At 54.1% G+C, this 19,358-nt stretch carries 18 protein-coding genes and 1 pseudogene; 11 read left to right on the top strand and 8 right to left on the bottom strand.

Going from position 1 to position 19,358, the window contains the following annotated elements:
* Positions 1-172: 172 nt before the first annotated feature.
* The 5 genes and pseudogenes from PGR23_RS06155 to PGR23_RS06135 all read left to right on the top strand — a co-directional run.
* Positions 173-306 (top strand): annotated as a pseudogene (locus PGR23_RS06155) (hypothetical protein); the annotation flags it as partial.
* Between the two features lie 40 nt (positions 307-346).
* Complete coding sequence (locus PGR23_RS06150) at positions 347-799, top strand: nuclear transport factor 2 family protein (RefSeq protein WP_015705397.1); 453 nt, start codon at positions 347-349, stop codon at positions 797-799.
* Positions 800-910: 111 nt separating this feature from the next.
* Positions 911-1,171, top strand: coding sequence for a hypothetical protein (locus PGR23_RS06145; RefSeq protein WP_047048336.1), 261 nt, complete (start codon positions 911-913; stop codon positions 1,169-1,171).
* Positions 1,172-1,187: 16 nt separating this feature from the next.
* A complete protein-coding gene (locus PGR23_RS06140; RefSeq protein ID WP_047048339.1) occupies positions 1,188-4,295 on the top strand; it encodes a multidrug efflux RND transporter permease subunit in 3,108 nt (1,035 codons plus the stop codon).
* A gap of 11 nt (positions 4,296-4,306) precedes the next feature.
* Positions 4,307-4,924, top strand: coding sequence for a TetR/AcrR family transcriptional regulator (locus PGR23_RS06135; protein WP_020078793.1), 618 nt, complete (start codon positions 4,307-4,309; stop codon positions 4,922-4,924).
* Between the two features lie 67 nt (positions 4,925-4,991).
* Here the strand turns inward: PGR23_RS06135 and PGR23_RS06130 are convergent, their stop codons facing one another.
* Together PGR23_RS06130 and PGR23_RS06125 are read right to left on the bottom strand one after the other, a co-directional pair.
* On the bottom strand, positions 4,992-5,468 hold the full coding sequence (locus tag PGR23_RS06130; protein ID WP_047048342.1) for a hypothetical protein: 477 nt from the start codon (positions 5,466-5,468) through the stop codon (positions 4,992-4,994).
* Entirely contained in the window at positions 5,465-6,220 is a 756-nt protein-coding gene (locus PGR23_RS06125) for a transcriptional regulator (protein ID WP_396279695.1), read from the bottom strand. Before PGR23_RS06125 ends, PGR23_RS06130 begins: the two co-directional genes overlap by 4 nt.
* 302 nt (positions 6,221-6,522) lie before the next feature.
* On the opposite strand from PGR23_RS06125, the gene PGR23_RS06120 reads away from it, so the two are divergent.
* The 5 genes from PGR23_RS06120 to PGR23_RS06100 all read left to right on the top strand — a co-directional run bounded on the left by PGR23_RS06120 (position 6,523) and on the right by PGR23_RS06100 (position 12,368).
* Complete coding sequence (locus tag PGR23_RS06120) at positions 6,523-7,272, top strand: fimbrial protein (RefSeq protein ID WP_045394403.1); 750 nt, start codon at positions 6,523-6,525, stop codon at positions 7,270-7,272.
* 76 nt (positions 7,273-7,348) lie between these two features.
* Positions 7,349-7,855 (top strand): CS1 type fimbrial major subunit, encoded by a 507-nt coding sequence (locus PGR23_RS06115; protein WP_015366620.1) that lies wholly within the window; start codon positions 7,349-7,351, stop codon positions 7,853-7,855.
* A 74-nt stretch (positions 7,856-7,929) separates the two neighbouring features.
* Positions 7,930-10,647 (top strand): TcfC E-set like domain-containing protein, encoded by a 2,718-nt coding sequence (locus PGR23_RS06110; protein ID WP_047048348.1) that lies wholly within the window; start codon positions 7,930-7,932, stop codon positions 10,645-10,647.
* 1 nt (position 10,648) lies between these two features.
* Positions 10,649-11,806: a CfaE/CblD family pilus tip adhesin gene (locus tag PGR23_RS06105; protein WP_047048351.1), complete on the top strand. Its 1,158-nt coding sequence runs from the start codon at positions 10,649-10,651 to the stop codon at positions 11,804-11,806.
* A 10-nt stretch (positions 11,807-11,816) separates the two neighbouring features.
* Entirely contained in the window at positions 11,817-12,368 is a 552-nt protein-coding gene (locus PGR23_RS06100) for a LuxR C-terminal-related transcriptional regulator (RefSeq protein ID WP_045394397.1), read from the top strand.
* On the opposite strand, the gene PGR23_RS06095 is transcribed toward PGR23_RS06100, so the two are convergent.
* Entirely contained in the window at positions 12,351-13,274 is a 924-nt protein-coding gene (locus PGR23_RS06095; protein WP_047048354.1) for a LysR family transcriptional regulator, read from the bottom strand. The genes PGR23_RS06100 and PGR23_RS06095 overlap by 18 nt on opposite strands.
* Before the next feature lie 130 nt (positions 13,275-13,404).
* Between PGR23_RS06095 and PGR23_RS06090 the strand changes: the two genes are divergently transcribed.
* A complete protein-coding gene (locus PGR23_RS06090; protein ID WP_047048357.1) occupies positions 13,405-14,793 on the top strand; it encodes an MFS transporter in 1,389 nt (462 codons plus the stop codon).
* A gap of 43 nt (positions 14,794-14,836) precedes the next feature.
* Here the strand turns inward: PGR23_RS06090 and hpxK are convergent, their stop codons facing one another.
* The 5 genes from hpxK to PGR23_RS06065 are packed head-to-tail and all read right to left on the bottom strand — an operon-like array spanning position 14,837 to position 19,355.
* Positions 14,837-16,063, bottom strand: a complete 1,227-nt coding sequence (hpxK, locus tag PGR23_RS06085) for an allantoate amidohydrolase (RefSeq protein ID WP_047048359.1) — start codon at positions 16,061-16,063, stop codon at positions 14,837-14,839.
* Entirely contained in the window at positions 16,060-17,301 is a 1,242-nt protein-coding gene (locus PGR23_RS06080) for a pyridoxal-phosphate-dependent aminotransferase family protein (RefSeq protein WP_396279694.1), read from the bottom strand. Before PGR23_RS06080 ends, hpxK begins: the two co-directional genes overlap by 4 nt.
* A gap of 14 nt (positions 17,302-17,315) precedes the next feature.
* Positions 17,316-18,053: an amino acid ABC transporter ATP-binding protein gene (locus PGR23_RS06075; protein WP_045394384.1), complete on the bottom strand. Its 738-nt coding sequence runs from the start codon at positions 18,051-18,053 to the stop codon at positions 17,316-17,318.
* Positions 18,034-18,690 (bottom strand): amino acid ABC transporter permease, encoded by a 657-nt coding sequence (locus PGR23_RS06070; RefSeq protein ID WP_047079255.1) that lies wholly within the window; start codon positions 18,688-18,690, stop codon positions 18,034-18,036. The genes PGR23_RS06075 and PGR23_RS06070 overlap by 20 nt, the downstream gene beginning before the upstream one ends.
* Entirely contained in the window at positions 18,690-19,355 is a 666-nt protein-coding gene (locus tag PGR23_RS06065; RefSeq protein WP_049059825.1) for an amino acid ABC transporter permease, read from the bottom strand. The genes PGR23_RS06070 and PGR23_RS06065 overlap by 1 nt, the downstream gene beginning before the upstream one ends.
* Between the last annotated feature and the right edge of the window lie 3 nt (positions 19,356-19,358).

The following is a 19,358-nucleotide window of genomic DNA, read 5'->3' as shown; positions in this document are numbered from 1 at the left end:
TTATACTGTTTCTGGTGCTGTCGTAAATTATGTATATTCCTCAAACCCAGAATAGTTAAATCACATTAAGCATACCTGACGATCTCCACATGGGATTATGAACCTGGTAATTTCTGGTGATTAGCGACCTCCCGCAAATCAGACCAAACTGCCCTTTTTTCTTCTTAAGTAAAAGCAGCTTGATCTAAACGAGTCGATGCCGCAGATTCAAGACTCCATTTTTTCATGGAGTCATCTCAATCAGCCGCAAACTCAGCAGACCGTTACTGTCTGAAATGTCGCTGGGTGGCCGGTTCATTAACCTGATAGGCCTGAAGCCTGACATCAAACCATCGCTGGAGGAAGCATGCTTAAAAAATCGATAGTCGCCCTTTCATTGTTTTTCGCTCTGACGCCGGCCGTTTTTGCGGGCAATAGCGAAAGCGAGCTGTTGAATAAAAAGAATGTGATTGATTTTTATAATAAGGCCTTGAATGAAAAAGACTTCTCTGCCGCCAGGCCCTATCTCGGGGATCGCTATGTACAGCACAATCCGATGGCAAAAGATGGCGTGGAAGGCTTCGAGCAGTTTATCGCTTTTCTGAAGAGTAAATATCCCGACTCGCACAGCGAAATTAAGCAGGCATTCGTCGACGGAGATAACGTGATCTTGCATGTTGAAGTGACCGGTCGTGAGCCAGGCGTTACGCGGGCTATCGTTGATATCTTCCGCCTCAACGAACAGCACAAAATCGTTGAACATTGGGATGTTACCCAAAACGTTCCGCAAAAAACCGCCAGCGGCAACGGCATGTTCTAAGACCTTTGACTCACGCTCTTGCTTTCCCTTTTTTCATTCGTATAGAAGATTGCTTGTTTAAATAATTTATTTACTTTACTGTAAAGTAAATAAATTCATGAGATCACACTGATGCTCAACGAAAGAAATTGGGGAAAGCTTCTTTATTTCATTGGCTTATGGCTTTTTAGCTCCAGTGCTGATGCTGGTTTGCCAAACTTCAGCAGTGAATACTTGCGCGCATCACCATGTGTTGCAACCCGCAAATTGTTCACAATCAACTCCTACGGCGTGGCAAAACAGATACCGCCCTTGCCTTTTTCTCCTCTTCCGGCTGACGACGAGCTAAACGAACCAACTGACGCGTTTGCTATGCAAAAATCCCTTAACTGACTAAAGGTGAATAACAATGCTGGCCCGTTTTTTTGTCTTTCGCCCGGTTTTTGCCGCGGTCATCGCCATCTGCATCATGGCAACCGGCGCTCTCGCCATGATGACTTTGCCGGTGGAACAGTATCCGGATATCGCCCCGCCTGCTGTTAATGTCACGGCTAACTATACTGGCGCTTCAGCAGAAACCGTCGAGGATAGCGTTACTCAGGTGCTGGAGCAGCAGATCAAAGGTATCGATGGGTTGATCTACTTTTCCTCAAGCAGCAGTTCAGCTGGCCAGGCCCGCATTAGCCTTAGTTTCGATCAGGACGTTAACCCTGATATGGCGCAGGTACAGGTACAAAACGCGGTAAATCAAGCAATTACACGATTACCACAAGAGGTGCAGCAGCAAGGAATTACCGTTACCAAATCTCAGGGGGACAGCTTGATGGTGGTAGCCCTGTATGACCCAAGCAGGCAATTAACCAGCCTTGATATTAGCGATTTCCTCATCAGCTCTTTACAAGAACCGTTGAGCCGCGTCGAAGGCGTGGGTGAAACCACTGTTTTTGGCGCGCAGTATGCCATGCGCATCTGGCTCAATCCGCTCAAACTAACCAGCTATGGATTGATGCCCTCGGACATACAGGCCGCGATCGAGGCGCAGAATTCGCAAGTGACCAGCGGTGAAATTGGTTCTCTGCCGACGATTGAGGGACAATATTTGAACGCCACGGTGACGACGCAGTCCCGCCTTGGTCATCCGGAGCAGTTTGAGAATATTATTCTACGCACCCATCGCGATGGCTCAGTAGTGTACTTGCGCGACGTTGCCCGCGTGGAAATCGGCGCGGAAAACTATCAAAACCAAACGACGCTCAATGGTTACCCTTCCGCTGGGATCTCAATTCAGTTGGCCTCGGGAGCCAACGCGCTGGAAACGGCGGAGAAAGTTAGGACTGAAGTCGAACGCCTTTCTCCCCGCTTTCCACAAGGCGTAATCGCCGCCTTTCCACGCGACAGCACTCCGTTTGTGACGGTATCGATCGAAAGCGTGGTGCATACGCTGATTGAAGCGATACTCTTTGTCGTGGCCGTTATGTATCTTTTTCTTCAAAGCTGGCGTGCAACGCTTATCCCGACCCTGACGGTACCGGTGGTTCTGTTGGGCACTTTCGGCATTCTCAGCCTGCTGGGCTACAGCATCAATACACTGACCCTTTTTGCCATGGTGCTGGCAATCGGGCTGCTGGTAGATGACGCTATCGTGGTGGTGGAAAATGTTGAACGTTTGATGGCAGAGGAAAACCTCACTCCACAGGAGGCCACGCTGCGCTCGATGAATGAGATAACCGGGGCGCTGATAGGTATTGCTCTGGTTCTCTCCACCGTTTTTATCCCGATGGCGTTCTTTGGTGGCTCTGTGGGGATTATCTATCGTCAGTTCACCGTGACCATTGTTTCAGCAATGGCGCTGTCTGCATTGGTCGCTCTGACGCTGACGCCAACGCTGTGCGCCCACCTGCTCAAGCCTGGACACATAAATAAAGGTCGTTTTTTTACCCTCTTCAATCGCGGAGTAGCGATAAGTCAGAACAGCTACCTGGCCACACTTCGTCGAATGACCGCCCATCCACTCCGTTTTGTTTGTCTGGCCCTGATACTAACTTTTTTGATGCTCTGGCAATATCAAAAGCTCGCAAGCGGATTTTTGCCCGAGGAGGATCAGGGCGCGGTTATGGTTCAGTACTCGCTGCCGTCTGGTTCGCCGATGTCGATGACCGAGGCCGTTGGCGCGGATATTACCCACTATTTTATGACTGAGGAGAAAGATAACCTCGACGTTATTTTTATGGTCACAGGAAGAAATAATGCCGGTAGCGGGCAGAACGTCGGTATGGCATTCGCTGAGTTAAAACACTGGGACCAGCGTCCCGGGAAAGAAAACAGCGCTCAGGCCATTATTCTACGCGCGAACCAGTATTTTAATAAAAATGCCAGGCAGGCCAACATAAGCGTGATGTCACCCCCGACCATTCGCGGTCTCGGACAATCCAGCGGTTTTGAATTATGGCTGCAGGACAGCGCCGAAAATGGCAGTGCGGCACTTATGCAGGCACAAACCACCCTGCTCAATGCCGCCAGAGAGAATCCTGCTCTTAACGCGGTAAGGATTAATAGTCTGGAGGAAAAGGCGCAGCTGCAGGTCGATGTCGACCGACAAAAAGCGCAGGTTCAGGGGCTGGATCAGGCCGATATCAACAATACGCTTTCAGCGGCCTGGGGGGGCATATATGTTAACGACTTTGTCGATCGAGGGCGGGTTAAACGCGTGTATATCCAGGGAGACGCGCCCTGGCGTTCAACACCAGAAAATTTATCCGCCTGGTTTGTCCGTGGCAACAGCGACAACATGGCGTCCTTCGACAGCTTCTCGACGCTTCGCTGGACCAGCGGACCGCAGATGCTTCAGCGTTTCAATGGGCTGTCGGCCGTGCAGTTTCAAGGAGGTGCTGCGTCTGGCGTCAGCTCCGGCGTGGCAATGGCTGAAATGTCCGAAATGGTCAGCTCGCTGAACGGATTTGACCTGCAATGGAGCGGTTTGTCCTGGCAGGAGCGCTCATCTTCGGTGCAAACGCTGTGGGTCTATCTGGCATCGCTAGCCTTTATGTTTCTGTGCCTCGCTGCCTTATATGAAAGCTGGTCGATCCCCATTGCCGTGATGTTGATTATCCCGTTGGGCATCATTGGCGCGATCAGCGCTTCGTTGCTCGCCGGTTATGAAAATGATATTTATTTCCAAGTGGGGATGTTAACAACAATGGGCCTTTCGGCCAAAAATGCGATCCTGATCGTCGAATTCGGGCTATCGCAGTTTCAGCAAGGAAAAAGCCTGACGGAAGCCGCACTGGAAGGCGCACGGCTGCGCTTGCGTCCGATTATTATGACCTCACTCGCATTTGTTGTCGGCGTGATCCCTCTGGTACTCTCTGCAGGTGCCGGCGCTGCCAGCCAACAAGAAATTGGGACGGCGGTGATTGGTGGCATGCTTTCAGGGACGCTACTGACGTTGCTTTTCGTTCCACTATTTTTCCTGCTAGTGCAGCAAGGAATCATGCGACTGAAAAGTCGCAAACAGTAAGGACTCAATTGATGGTCAATCAACGCGGGCGGCCGATGAAAGCTCGCCCTCGCATTTTGCAAACCGCGCGTGAGCTGTTTCTCCAGCACGGACTGGACGTGTCTTTGGATACCATCGCCGCCGAAGCGGGCACCACGCGTCCGACGCTGTACAGCCATTTTCCCGGTGGTAAAGATGCGCTGCTGCTGGAGACTTTTGCGTTTCTGAATGACACAATGCAGCCCCCCCTACGCCAGCTTTTACAGGAACGTCAGCAGGATTTTCCCGCGCTGCTGCACGGATTTGCAAACGTTGTGCAGCAGCACTTCTATGCCCCTGAGAACATCCATTTTCAGCGCTTACTGATCCAGGTTCTCGTGCAGAAACCCGAGCTATATGTCACGCTTGAGCAACGGCCCTCCGGTCGCGTACTGCAGGCACTCAGCGAGATCCTTGCGCAAAAACGAGACGAGGGACTGTTGACCATCAACGACCCGGAACTGCAGGCAACAGCGTTTCTCGGCGCAATTATGGGTTACCCGCTGCCTGGGGCGCTCATTGCACAAAAAGCAATAGATCCAAAAAGGCTGGAGCAACTTGCCGACTGCGCAATTGAGGGGTTTCTCAAAGCATGGGGGTACAAGCCGTAATGCTTTGCCACAACTATCTGAAAAAACAAGGAGAATACCTGAGGTACTCTCCTTGTTTTATAGGTGGTTAATCACCCCGACATATATAAGTGGGATAATGCCGATCCTGGATCAGCCACACCGAAGGCGCAACCTCGGAGATGGTAAGATAGTAGCGGGCGGTTGGATTGGCAAAGCTTCCCCATTGCGCATCCGGCGTGTTGTCATTGTGCCTGCGCCAGGTTTTGGTGTAACTCAATACCACCACTTTATCATCATCCCGCCGCGACCAGATAAAATCGACATCTCTGTCAACGATCATACTCTGGCCATTTGCCCAGGCAGCGCCTTTATAGGCAGTCAGGCCAGTACCGTCGCGGTGAAAATAGAACTGAGCAACAGTATTAACCCGCACTTCACTGGCCTTCCCTTCATTGCGCGTAAAATTAAATTCTGTACTGCAGGCCAGTACATCACGTTTACCAACTCCGGTAGAACAGTAATAAAGCGCCATTCCGCCACCGAGCAGAAAAATACCGAGGCCACAGAAAACTTTAATTTTCATTTTTCTGCTCCACTTTTATAGCGAATGGTTTTACACAAACTGGCTTTATTGATCGGGCATGCGCCGATAAACACTTCATCCGCAGCGACCAGGGAAAAACGAGCGCTGAAATAATAGACGTTGTACTCCTCGCGCTGGCACGCTACGTTGTTTTTATCCAGCAACGCGGCCAGTTTCGATAATACCAACGGTCGCCCATGATCGTTAATAAGCCAGATGCTACATTTAGCGATTTTTTGCTCAACCGGCTTTAGCTTTATCGGCGTCGTTATATTCTGTTGTTGGCGAATAATTATACCAACACCGAATACCGACGCTAATAATGCCGTGAATACCAGCCACCATTTCAGACGTCGTGGTTGCTTCCTCTTTTCAGCGTTTTGTCGCTGGGGTTGAGGTTCGCTTGCGTAAGCGTTTTGCGCCGGTTGAAAAATAACATCCGCCTCAAACCGGAAACCATAGCGTGGTATGGTCACAATCAATTCATGATGTTCTCCCAACGCCTGGAAGCTTTTGCGTAACTCACTTATCGCTTTGTTGAGATTATTTCCCGAAGGCGTGAAACCGAATTCCTGCCACACGCGGGTAATCAACTCCTCACGGCTAAGTTCGCTTCCTTTATGCCGAATAAATTCCTGTAACAGACGCACGGCGGGCGCCGAAAGCGTTAATACGGACTCAGGCTGTCCAACAATACTTAATGTGTGAGCTTCAGGATCAAATAACAACGAATTGTTGCATATAAAAAACATATTTCATTCTCGGCTGTTGCCGCTTGCTTTTTATCCCTGTAACTGCAGGCAAGAAATCCCCTTCTGAATTAGCTTATTTTTTCATCAGTAGGAATTTTCTCCCCATCCTGGGTTGCGGCATTTTCTTTTAACTATACAACTTTAAAGCCTGGATTGCAGGATAAAGAACTGTATTTTTAAAGTTAACTAATACAAATTTTCACAACCTGCTGTTCCGGTTAAAGTTTCCCTGTCCTGAAGCGATACGAAAGCAGACGGTGTCGTGGTGTAAAAACGCCGTACATGAACTCAGAGCAGGCAGAATGAATGTGAAAGTAAAAAACAGAGTAAACAAGTCCACTGCGCTTTATCTCGCTGCCCTGTCGATGTCATTTTTCGCAGAAATGACACAGGCTAATATGAGCGTTTACCCGATGGAACTTAACGTCGACAGTTCCGGGACGGCCCAAATCAGAGTGGCCTCTAAAAGCGATGATATTCAGTTCATTCGGGTGAGGCAAAAGAAAATTCTTAATCCGGGTACGCCACAGGAAAAAGAAGTTGAGATGGCAGCCTGGAAAGACGGTGGCGTTGTCGTTACCCCTGAAAAATTCGCCTTAGCGGCAGGCGCTTTACGTATCGTGAGGCTGGTATCTCTGACCCCGCCAGAAAAAGAGAGTACCTGGCGCGTTTATTTTGAAGGGGTAAAACAGCCGGATAGTATTCTGCCTGCAGCATCCGCGGGAACGCCGGCTTCGGCCAAACTCGGCGTTAACGTTATCTGGGGAGCATTGGTTCATTTGGCGCCGGAAAAGCCGGTGGTTTCTCTGCGAATAAATCCCGCAGCTGGAACTTTAAAAAATGACGGCTCTTTGCGGGTACCGCTGAAAGAAATTGGCGCTTGCGATGTTAATGATAAATGCAGGTGGTTTAAAGAAGATGCGACTATTTATCCGGACACCGAGCGAAAATTAAAAGTGCTCACTCAGGTTCGTGGCCAAAAATATAAATTCCGCTATTTCAACTGGATTAATAAAACAGCTGAAGAAGCCGACTTACCCGTCGTGCAATAACACGACATCACTGTCAAAACCACGTGTGGTTTGTTTAAAGAGCTAATGGAGCTCGTTTATAAATATGGAGATATCAATGAAGAAGTATATTAAACCTCTGATGATCGTTGCTGCGATGTCGACTGCGTTCAGCGCAATGGCTATTCAGAAGGATATTACGGTTAATGCCAACGTAGATTCCCAGTTGGATATGACCCAGGCCGATAATACGCCATTACCAGCCAGCATCGATATGCAATATCTGCCGGGCCGTGGGCTGGAAAGCTACCGTCTGAATACCAAGATCTGGTCGAACTCAGCCACCAGCAACGTCAAAGTGCGTCTGGTTAGCGCAGCGAATCTGACCAATGAAGATGGCGCCGAAACGGTACCGATGACCGTAAAACTGGGCGATAAAACCCTGAATACCACCGATGCTGAATTCACCGGTAGCGAACTGTTCCCGGGCAGCGTTGAAAACGGTTCTGCGGTCCTGCCACTGACCATCTCTCAGACCACCAAAGGCATTCTGAAAACCGGTCAGTACAGCGGCGTGGTGAGTCTGATGCTGACTCAGGCGACCACCGCGGAAGGTGGCGCGTAACCCCACAATACGTATAAGGAAGTACATCAGAGGGCGCCTGCCCTCTGATGTCAGGATGACGTCGAGGCTCGTTCATGGCTTTTCACAGAAATGCTCTTCTTTTTGTCGTTTTGTTACCCGCTTCCGTTCAATTAGCCAGCGCCACTATCGTCGTACCTGCGGGCTTTGAGGATCTGGCGAAAACGCAGCGCCTGTGGACAGAAGTGAGTCTGTATGGCACTTCGCTTGGCCTGTTTGAAGCCGATATTACGCTTGAAACGGTAACCTTCGTGGCGCCGGAAACGCTTGTCGCGGCAATTAAACGTCAGTTCAACGATGATCCTGCCTTGATCGCCTCGGTGACCGGCGCCCTTTCCTCTCCGCTTGCGCGTAACGGCAATCTCGCCTGCAGCAGCAATGGTTCCGCGCCGGGCTGCGATTTTATCGACACCAAAAGCGTGGCCCTGATTTATGACGAGAATAACGCGCGCATAAACCTGTTTTTCGACAGGCGGTATCTACCCAAACAAACGGCGGAAAATCAGTGGTATCAGCCTACGCGTAATACCGAAAACGCGCTGATCCACCAGCAAAATATCAACTTCGTGGCCGATGAAAACTATCAGTCGATGACCGTGCAGGGAAACGGCGCGCTGGCCATGACTGAGAATGGGTATTTTAACCTCGACTGGACCTGGCTTGGGCAGCGCTCTCGCCATCAACAGCAGCAGGAGATCACGGTGAATAACGCCTGGTTCCGTCAGGATCTATGGCACGAATATTACGTTCAGTTAGGTGAAATGGATACGCGCGATCTCTTCAGCGCGGCCGGCGGCAATATCAACCTCAGCCAACTGCCGCTTGGAAAAATTCGCGGGCTGCGTGCCGGCTCGACGCGAGCGTGGATCAACCCCGTTCAGCAGTCCAGCGGAACGCCCATTACCGTGCTGCTTTCCCATGACGCGCGTATAGACGCCCGTAGGGGGAATCAGCTGCTGGCCAGTTTTTATCTTAATGCCGGGGCGCAAACCCTGGATACCCGTTCGTTTCCGGACGGGAGCTATACCGTGACGATGGCGATTTATGAAAACAACCGCCTGACCCGCACCGAGCAGGTTCCGTTTACCCGCACCGGCATCACGCCATTCGACCGCGTCGAGTGGTTTATGCAGGCCGGTGAAACCGATAACGACGATATGAGCGACGAACGCAGCGCCGTGGTGCAGGCGGGTATTCGCCTGCCTGTAACTTCTACGCTGGCGGTCACCAGCGGCGCAACGGTGAAAAAGAACCAGCGTTTTGTGGAAAGTGCCGTCGACTGGAGCCGCGGATTCAATACCGGCCCCATCGATGGCGTCCTCAGCACACGCTTTAGCTACCTTTATGGCAGCCAGGGCCAACGCGGCAATATCCAGCAAATCAGCTACAACGATGGCTTTTCACTAAGCTTCTATCGTAATGCCTTATCGGCTGACAACTGTGACTCCAGCAGTACCGGGTTTGATGCGGTGAATGGTTGCTACCGAAGCCTCTCGGTAATGTTCTCCGTTCCTGTCGGCTCGTGGTATGCCAACCTCGGTTATTCCGATAACCGCAATGAAGGTCGCTATGTTTCGCGGCGTGAATTACCGAATAGTGACGATCGGCGCGACAACGGTTTGCCCTGGGAATCGGTGTATATGACCCGCACACGCTCGCAGGCATGGCAGGCCGGACTGAGCAATTCGTTCAGCACCCGCGGGCTGAATATCAACAGCAGCATAAACCTGTTTATGCGTAACGATCATTCTGGTGATGGCAAGGATAAAGGCGGCTTCCTGAGCGTAAGCCTGTCGCTGGCTCATAACCGTCAGGGCGATGCCTCCAGCTACACCTCCGTGGGGGCCACGTGGCAACAGCAGAAGCATGAAAAAAATCAGCTCAACTATAACATCGCGCACAACTGGTACACCGATGCGCGCGGTGAAAACGAATATGGTCTTAACGCTTCCGGGATTAATAGCGACTCGCTAAATACTTCGGCCTATACCCGTCAGGGCGGCCGTTTTGGTAACGGAAGTTTGACCGTCAGCGATTCGTGGGATCGCCAGGATCATCGCCACCGGTTCAGCAGCAGCGGTAACTACAGTTCTACGCTGGCGTTATCTCGTTCTGGCCTGTGGTTTGGCCGCTGGGGTGACGGACGCCCGGCGTCAGCCATTGCGGTCAACGTCGACACGCCGGAAGCGTCTCCTGATTCCCGCATTGCCGTTTCGCTTGATAACAGCGGTAGCGCCGATATCCCGGCAAACGCCCGCGCGCTGTTCGCCCTGCCCGGCTATCAGCAAACCACGCTCACTATTAATGAGTCGACGGACATTTCCCACGGCGCCAACAGTGAAATTACGCAGGGGTCGGGAAGCAGAACGGTATTCATGGTGCCAGGAAAAATGCTGCACAGAGAGGTGCAAACCACCACGCGTTACACCTGGCTTGGCCAGTTGACCGATGAACAACATACGCCGTTTATCGGCGGCATGCCGCTCAACGTCAGCGGCTGGAGCGATTTAGGTAATGGCGGCTTTAGCGCGGAAAGCGACAGCCTGATCCAGTCGCTCTATCTGGTGAAACAACAGCAGTTTTACCAGTGCGCGCTGAAGGTGAAGACCATGCGTGACGTCGTGCGTTATGTCGGCACGGTGACCTGTGAAGAACTGACTTATTCCGCGTTACCGGAAACCGTGCAGCAGCAGGCGCAATTACTGCTGGCTGGCCGTACGCCTGCGGTCAGCCCAACGGCGATGAATAACTCAACTCTCTCTACAGGAAAATGATGTGATAACGCGTCTTTTGATTTTACTGCTTGCCTGCATCTGTTTTGCCGAGGCTCAGGCCGGTAGTCCCGCCGGCAGAAATACCAGCGTGGCGTTCGCCTTCGATCGCCAGTCTCCTCCTGCCCGGTTGGATATCTGGCTGCACGAGTCCGGCGGTTATGATTCCAGCGATCCGCAAAAATGGGGACGAAATACCCTGACCTGCCAGTCGCGTACCGATACAACCTATGGCGCCTGCATGACCGCGCCGGTATGGTTTTCGGCAAACCCGGCCGCGCCCTATCCGATAAACCTGCGTTTTACCCACGCAATAACCAACAAAACGGTGGACGTAAAAGTCTATGGCGAACACCGTATGTTTATCAATAACAGAACCTTTGTTTTCGCCAGCTACGTAACGGGCGGTACAGTAGATTTGCCAGCCTGGAACAGTGCGCCCTATTTTGATTTTTACATCGTTCGTAGCGAATTAAACAAACTCGATCAGGCCGGTATCTGGACGGCAACACTGAAACAGAATTTGCGCGAATGGGGCACCGCCGACTGCAACGGCAACTTTAATGACGTCAATGTTGGCTGCCCAGGCTACCTCACTCTTGCTAACTGGCAGGCAAACCTGCGTATTGAGGTGGTCGACCCGGGCAATCAGCAGATTTACTTACCTGCATTTCCGCACTCCACGCCGGTGGTGAACCTCAACCTCACCAATTTCCCAGGCAGACCCGGCGGCAGTGAGATTAAGGGCGAAAACTCGCTGGATATGTGCCTCTATGATGGCAACAACAGTTCCAGCTCGCGGGCGTTTCTACGCTTTGAAGACGATGGACTTGACGCGACCGGGCGTGCCGAAGGGGCGTTCTCCATCCGGCGACGGGGGGGCAGCCAGACAGATCCAAGAGATCGTCTTGATTATCAGGTGCTGGTGACCAACCCGACCACCGGCGCAACTGAAGTTGCCGCTAACGGTAAAACGTTGACCTGGGAGGGCACCAACAATCGCCGTTATTTGCGCCAGGTTGTCCTGCCGGGCGGCCGCGAAAGCGTGTTATGCATCCCGGCGCCCATTACCCTGAAAACACCCGCCTTTGCCGCCAGCAGCAAAAACGCGGGTGACTATACCGGTACGTTACGCGTTATCTATACCCCCAGTACGTTATAAAGAGGCTACTGTGAGCTACGTTGTTCTTGATAATAATCGCTTTTATGCGGAGGGACTGCGCTACGCCCTCCTCCGTCGTAACGTTAAGACGGAAGTGCATAGCGGCACGGTGCAGTGGCAGCCCTTACTGTTAGAGAGCACCACCCTTGTTATTCGCTGCCGTTTCTCCATCAGTGGTACACATCAGTCGCTGGTTGAAATTTTGCTTACCCTCGAGGCCCATTGCTGGCAGGGTACGGGCTATCTGGTGTGTAATGAAAAAAGCTGGGGGCTGGCCACCTATCTGCGCAAGCGCTTTGAAACGTTAACGTTGCATATCATTGATGACCGGATTTCCGTTGCGGATGCCGCCTGGCTGTTATCTAAAGAGCCAAGGCGGATCCGCACCCTGCGCTGCTGCCTGACCGAGATGGAATTTAACGTCCTCGACAGACTGGTTAAGGGGCAGTCGGTAAGATATGTCGCGCATATGACGAAGATGAGTGAAAAACAGGTCTCGACCTATAAATGTAATGCGCTGAAGAAACTCAATGCGAATAATCTTCTACAGCTTCTGGTGTAACGACTTGTCCATGCGGCATATCGCCACTATTTTCTCTCTAAGCCAGCGGTGAGCGGGATCGCGTTCCATTCTCGGATGCCACATCTGCGAGACGGTAATCCGCCGGCTTTTAAAAGGCAGTTCAAAAAGATGCACCTGCTCAACTACTTGCTGATTGACTAAATAGAGGGCGGGGATCATAGCGATAAGATCCGTTTGCAGCGCCACGGAAAGCGCGGTCGGAAATCCGGGTACGACGCTGGCGATTTTGCGTTTCATGCCGAGTTCGGCCAGTACATCATCGACGGACCCGTGCAGCGTACCTTCTGGTGAGGCCACCACATGACCCCAGGCAACATAATCCGCCACGGTTATCTCTGTCAGGGCGGCCAGCGGGTGCCCCTTACGCACCACCCCCACAAACCGATCTTCAAATAGCCGTTGCAGACGGATTTCAGGCCCCATATTGCTCTGGACGCCAATCTCCAGATCAACCAGTCCTTCCCGTAGATAGCGTGACGTTTTTTCAGGCTTAGGCGCAAAGCGTAGACAGACATTGGGCGCGGCTTCGGCTACTGCCGCAATCAGCGAAGGGCCAAACGCCACCACAAACCCATCGTTTGCCCTGATGGTAAAAAGACGCTCCAGATTTTGCACGTTGAGCGCTTCGGCCGCTGGCTGCAGCACCGCTTTCGCCTCGAAGACCGCGCGACGGGCGCGATCGCGGGTCGCCTCCGCCCACGGCGTCAGCACCATGTTACGCCCGGCGCGAACCAGTATCGGATCGCCGGTGACGTCGCGTAACCGGCTTAGCGTGCGGCTCATGGCTGACGTACTGAGATTCAAACGACGTGCCGCGCCCGCCACGCTGGCTTCGTTAAGTAATACGTCGAGTGCAATCAATAAATTAAAATCGGGGTCTGACATGACCATCACTCCTGGAACATTCAGATAAGGCGTTTCATGCAACTATAGAGTGTAAATGGTGCGCCTTCCGCCCGGTAAAAGCCATCTTTATAGTTTCGTCATCCAGATATCCTCTGCAGGAGACAACACGATGACACTTTTTTCCAGCCAACCTGGCGATGACGGGCTGCCAGGCCCGGCGCGAGCGCGGGTCATGGCCGCGGTAATGACCACCACGTTAATGGGTGTCTTTGATGGCACCATGGTAAACATTGCCCTGCCGTCGATGGCGCAGGAACTGCAGGCGTCAGCCAGTACCGCCGTCTGGTTCGCCAACGGGTATCTGCTGGCGGCGGCGATGACGCTGGCGATATTCGCCGCACTGGCGGCGCGTTTCGGCTACCGCCCGGTGTTTCTGGCCGGACTGACGACATTTATTTTGGCATCAGCAGGTTGCGCGCTGGCGACGACGCCTGAGCTGCTCATCAGCATGCGGGTGCTGCAAGGGATCGGCGGCGCGGCAACGCTCAGTATCGCGCCCGCCATATTGCGCTCCGTTTTTCCCGGACGACTGCTGGGGCGTATTCTCGGGATACACGCCCTGCTCATCGCTTCAAGCTCCGCCATCGGGCCGGTGCTGGGCGGCACGATCCTGCATACCTTGAGCTGGCAATGGCTGTTTGCAATAAACGTGCTCCCCGGCATCGTCGCCTTACTGCTGGCGGTCAGAGCGCTACCGCGGCCGACAGTAGGCGGGCAAGCCGCTTTTGATACGCCCGGAGCGATATTGTCGGCGCTGCTATTGGGTTCAACGATCATGGCGGCGAATAGCTTGCAGAGCGCTTCGCAGCATATCGATAGTCTGTACTGGACGTTGCTCGCGGCGATAAGCGGTACCGCCTTTATCTGGCGTATCCGGCGTACGGACAACCCGCTGCTGCCGCCTGCGATGTTTAAGAATGAACGTTTTACCCTTTCGGCCTTTACGTCGCTGATCGCCTTCGTAAGCCAGGGGATCACTTTTATTGCGCTGCCGTTCCTGTTCCAGAACGAGTATGGCTATAGTCCGATGCTCTCGGCGCTGCTGTTTACTCCGTGGCCATTAGGGATAGTGCTGATCGCGCCGCACGCCGGCCGTTGGGCGGACTCAATCTCTGCTCCGCTCATCTCGACGCTGGGATTGATGATTTTTGTCGCGGGTTTAATCCTGCTGGCGATGCTGCCCGCTACGCCCGCCGCGTGGGATATCTGCCTGCGGAGCCTGGTATGCGGTATTGGCTTTGGCTGCTTCCAGAGCCCGAATAACCGCGAAATGCTGTCAAACGTGAGTCGCGAACAGGCGAGCTATGCCTCGGGCGTTTTATCCATCATGCGCACGTTCGGGCAGTGTCTGGGCGCCGCCTTGATGGGCGTACTGTTGGCAAAAGACGAAAGCGCCGTTCATATTGCGCTGTGGATCGCCGCCGCGGTCTCGGCGTTGTCGGCGGCCGTTAGCGCCAGCCGACTGCGGAAAATAGCTCTTCCTGCGGGAGCGGGATAAGTCTGCGGCGCATCCCCGAAAAGAGGATGCGCCCGTTATTGCTTTACCCGGCAAGTTTTATCACCGCCCGGCTGAACGCATCAATCGCCAGTTCGACATCGGCTTCGCTGACCGATTCCGCCGGATGGTGACTAATTCCCCCTTTACAGCGCACAAACAGCATCCCCACCGGCCAGCGCTCCGCGACAGCAATCGCATCATGTCCGGCGCCGCTTGGCAGCGTCAACGCCGCGCCCTGTACCTCGCATACCGCTTCGGCAATCACCCCCTGTAATCGCGGATCGCAGGTGGTTGCCGCAATGCGATAGAACTCCTCAGCGGCAAACTGCAGGCCGCGACGCCCGGCAATCTCTGCGGCTGACTCCAGCAATGAATCCAGTAATGCATCCAGCGGTTGATCCTGCGGACCGCGGATATCAAGAGTCAATGCGACTTCGCCGGGAATGACGTTGACCGCCGCCGGCGAGCAGCGCAATGTCCCGACGGTAGCGACCAGATTGCCTCCCTGCTGGCGCGTAGTGCTCTCAATACACAGCATCCACTCCGCGGCGGCGGCAAGCGCGTCGCGGCGCTGGTCCATCGGCACCGTGCCGGCATGACCCGCCTCGCCGGTAAAACAGCAATTGAGGCGCCGCGCGCCGTTGATCGCCTCGACCACACCGAGTGCCGAACCGGCCTGTTCCAGTCGCGGACCCTGCTCGATATGCAGCTCCAGATAGGCGGAAAAATCTTCCGCCGGGCGCGAGGATGAGTGAACGCGTGATGGATCCAACCCGGCGTTGACCATCGCCTGCGCCAGGCTAATGCCTTCGGCATCATGCTGGTCGAGCCAGGCATGTGGCCAGCTTCCCGTCAGACCCTTGCTGCCTAATAGCGTGATACCAAAGCGCGTTCCTTCTTCATCGCAGAAACCGACGATTTCGATGGCCTGCGCCAGTCGGCGCTCCTGATTATGTAAGCTCTGCACCACTTCGATGGCGGCTAACACCCCCAACATGCCATCATATCGCCCGGCGTTGCGTACCGTATCGAGATGCGATCCAAGCAAAATCGCCGGCGCCCCTTCTTCACGGCCTTCATAGCGCCCGCAAATATTACCGACGCTGTCCTGCCAGACGAGCATGCCTGCCTGGCGCATCCAGTGGCCAACCTGCTGATTAGCTTCAAGATGCTGTGGCGAAAGGTAAACCCGCGTCAGGCCTTCCGGCGTTTCGCTTATCGCCGCCAATCTCTCAGCCCGCGCCATCACTCGCGCTGCGGCCAGGTTCATAGCGGCTTCTCGCTGCGATAATGATCCCACGCCGCCTGCATGGCTGCCCCTTGCGTGGTGGGGAATTTCAGGTAATTGAGTACTGATTCCAGCGCGCTGAGGGTAGTCATGACGCAATCTTTACGCGCGTTGTAACCCATTGTGCCTATACGCCACACTTTGCCGTGCAGCGGGCCGAATGAGGTGCCAATCTCAATGGCGAAATCTTGCAGCATCAGTTGGCGTACCTGGTCGCCACTAATGCCCTGCGGGATGATCACGCCCAATACGTTATTCATTTTGTGTTGCAGGTCGCCAAAGATTTCCAGACCCATCGCCTGAATACCTTTCACCAGCGCGTCGCCGTGCAGTTTGTGGCGGGCAATGCCGTTATCGAGCCCTTCCTCAAGAATCAGACGTGCGCATTCGCGGGCGGCGAACAGCGCGGATGTCGCTTCCGTATGGTGGTTAAGGCGTTCTGGCCCCCAATAATCCATCACCATTCCGAGATCGAAATAGTTGGAGTAAACCATCTCATCGACGCCATCAAGGTGTTCGGCGGTACGGATCCCCTGCTCAACGCATTTACGTCGACGGATAGCCTCTTCCATCCGCGGGCTCAGGGTAATGGGCGAGGTGCCGGAGGGGCCGCCGAGACACTTTTGCATCCCCGCCGATACCGCATCCAGTCCCCAGGCATCGGTCTCCAGCGCATTGCCGCCCAATGAGGCGGTGGCGTCGGTATAAAACAGCACATCATAACGACGGCAGATCTCGCCCAGCTCCGCCAGCGGCTGCAACATGGTGGTCGAGGTATCTCCCTGTACCGTCAGCAGCATACGTGGACGCACCCGTTTGATCGCATCTTCAATCTGCTCGGGAGAGAACACTTCACCCCACGGCACCTCAATGGTATGCACTTCCGCCCGGCAGCGGCGGGCAATTTCACATAACAGATGGCCAAAGCGGCCAAATACCGGCACCAGCACTTTGTCGCCGGGGCGGATCGCGGAGATCAAAATGGCTTCAATCCCCGCCCGTGACGTGCCATCCACCAGCATGGTCCAGCGGTTGCTGGTGCGTAATACCCCGCGGTATAACGCCATGACTTCGTTCATATAGTGCGTCATAGCCGGATCGTATTGGCCGATAAGCTGGCTGGACATCGCGCGCAGGACACGCGGGTCGGCGTTGATCGGCCCCGGCCCCATCAGCAGACGATGCGGAGGATTGATTTGTGAAAATTGAGCGATATCCATCGTAGATTCCTTTATTAATTCAGTCCGCGCACGGAGGAGATAAATTGTTTGAGTTCATTGGTTTGTGGCTGGCTAAACAGCGTTTTGCTGTCGCCCTGCTCCCAGACTCGCCCCTGGTGCATAAACACCACCCGGTCGCCGACTTCACGGGCAAAATTCATTTCATGAGTAACCAGAATCAGCGTCATTCCTTCCGCGGCCAGCTGTTCCAGCACTTTAAGCACCTCTCCCACCAGTTCCGGATCCAGCGCGGAGGTGATTTCGTCACAGAGTAAAACTTTTGGCGACATCGCCAGCGCGCGGGCGATAGCTACCCGCTGCTGTTGCCCGCCGGAGAGGCTGGAGGGATAGAAATCCAGCCGATCGCCAAGCCCGACTTTACCCAGCATTTGCTGCGCCAGTTCGCGGCACTCGGCAGGCTTTTTTTTCAATACCCGCCGCGGCGCCAGCATCACATTTTCCAGCGCCGTCATGTGCGGAAATAAATTGAAGTTCTGGAATACCATGCCAACGGAGCGGCTAATCTCCCGCGCCTGCGAGTCACGATCGGTAATGGTCATGCCGCCGAGCTTAATACTGCCTTCCTGGTACCCCTCCAGCCCGTTAATGCAGCGCAATAAGGTGCTTTTCCCCGAGCCGCTTCGGCCGATGATGGAAATCACCTCGCCCATATTGATATCGAGATCGACCCCCTTCAGCACGTGGTTATCGCCGTAGAATTTCTGCACCTGATTAATGGTGATGAGCGGCATTGAATTTATTCTCCAGATAGCGGCTGTAACGGGACAGCGGATAACACAAGATGAAGTAGCCCAGCGCGACCAGCGCGAAAACCTTAAACGGCTGATACGTCACATTGGTGAGCATGGTGCCAGCCTTGGTGAGCTCGACGAAACCGATAATCGACGCCAGCGCGGTGCCTTTTATCACCTGCACGGCGAAACCCACGGTGGGAGCGATGGCAATCCGCACCGCCTGTGGCGCCACCACGCGACATAACGTCTGGGTGAAATTTAATCCCAGGCAACGCGATGCCTCCCACTGTCCTTTCGGCAAGGCCCGGATACTGCCGTACCAGATATCCAGCAAAAAGGCGCTGGTATAGAGGGTCAGCGCCAGCGCGGCGGCGGTCCACGGCGACACATCGATCCCGAATAACGCCACGCCGAAAAAGGCGAGAAACAGCTGCATCAGCAATGGCGTCCCCTGAAATAGCTCGATATAGCCGCGAATGAGGCGCTGCCCCCAACGTTTTCCCCGCAGGCGCAGCAGCAACAGCGGTAATGTCACCAGCGCGCCGCCAATAAAAGCCGTCAATGACAGCAGCACGGTCCAGCGTCCGGCCAGCAGCAGATTGCGTACGATGTCCCAGTCGGTAAAGGTTGTCATCATGCCTGCACCCTCAGCCATTTACGTCCAGCCGCCATTAACAGCTGGCGCATCGCTATCGATAACGCTAAATAGAGACCGGTCGTCACCAGATACACCTCGAAGCTCAAAAACGTTCGCGATTGAATTAAGTTGGCGGCAAAGGTCAGCTCCTCATAAGAGACCTGCGATACCACCGACGATCCGAGCATCACGATAATGCACTGGCTCACCAGCGCCGGATAAATACGCTGCAACGCCGGCGGCAACACCACCTGAATAAAGGTCTGACTCCGGCTGAGCCCCAGTACCCGGCCGGCTTCCCACTGCCCTTTTGGCGTCACCTGGATCCCGGCGCGGACAATCTCCGTACTGTAGGCGCCCAGGTTGACGATCATCGCCAGCAGCGCCGCTTCGCCCGCCGTCATCTTCAACCCCAGATTCGGCAGGCCGAAAACAATAAAGAACAGTTGAACCACGAACGGCGTATTGCGGATAACCTCAACGTAAGCCCCCCATATCCGACTCAGCCAGCTTGCCCGCCCGCTACGCAGAGCCGCGCCGACGATCCCGATGGCCAGGCCGCCGAGTGTGGCGAGTACAGTGAGTTGGATAGTGACCCAGAGTCCCGCCACGAGCTCCGGCCAATAAGGCCAGAGCGCGGAAAAATGTAATTGCTCCGTCATCGC

The sequence above is a fragment of the Klebsiella sp. 141162 genome (genome assembly GCF_050600755.1).
Classification (GTDB): domain Bacteria; phylum Pseudomonadota; class Gammaproteobacteria; order Enterobacterales; family Enterobacteriaceae; genus Klebsiella; species Klebsiella aerogenes.
The sequence above is the reverse complement of the archived record's forward strand: the minus strand, read 5'-3'. Positions and strand labels throughout refer to the sequence as shown.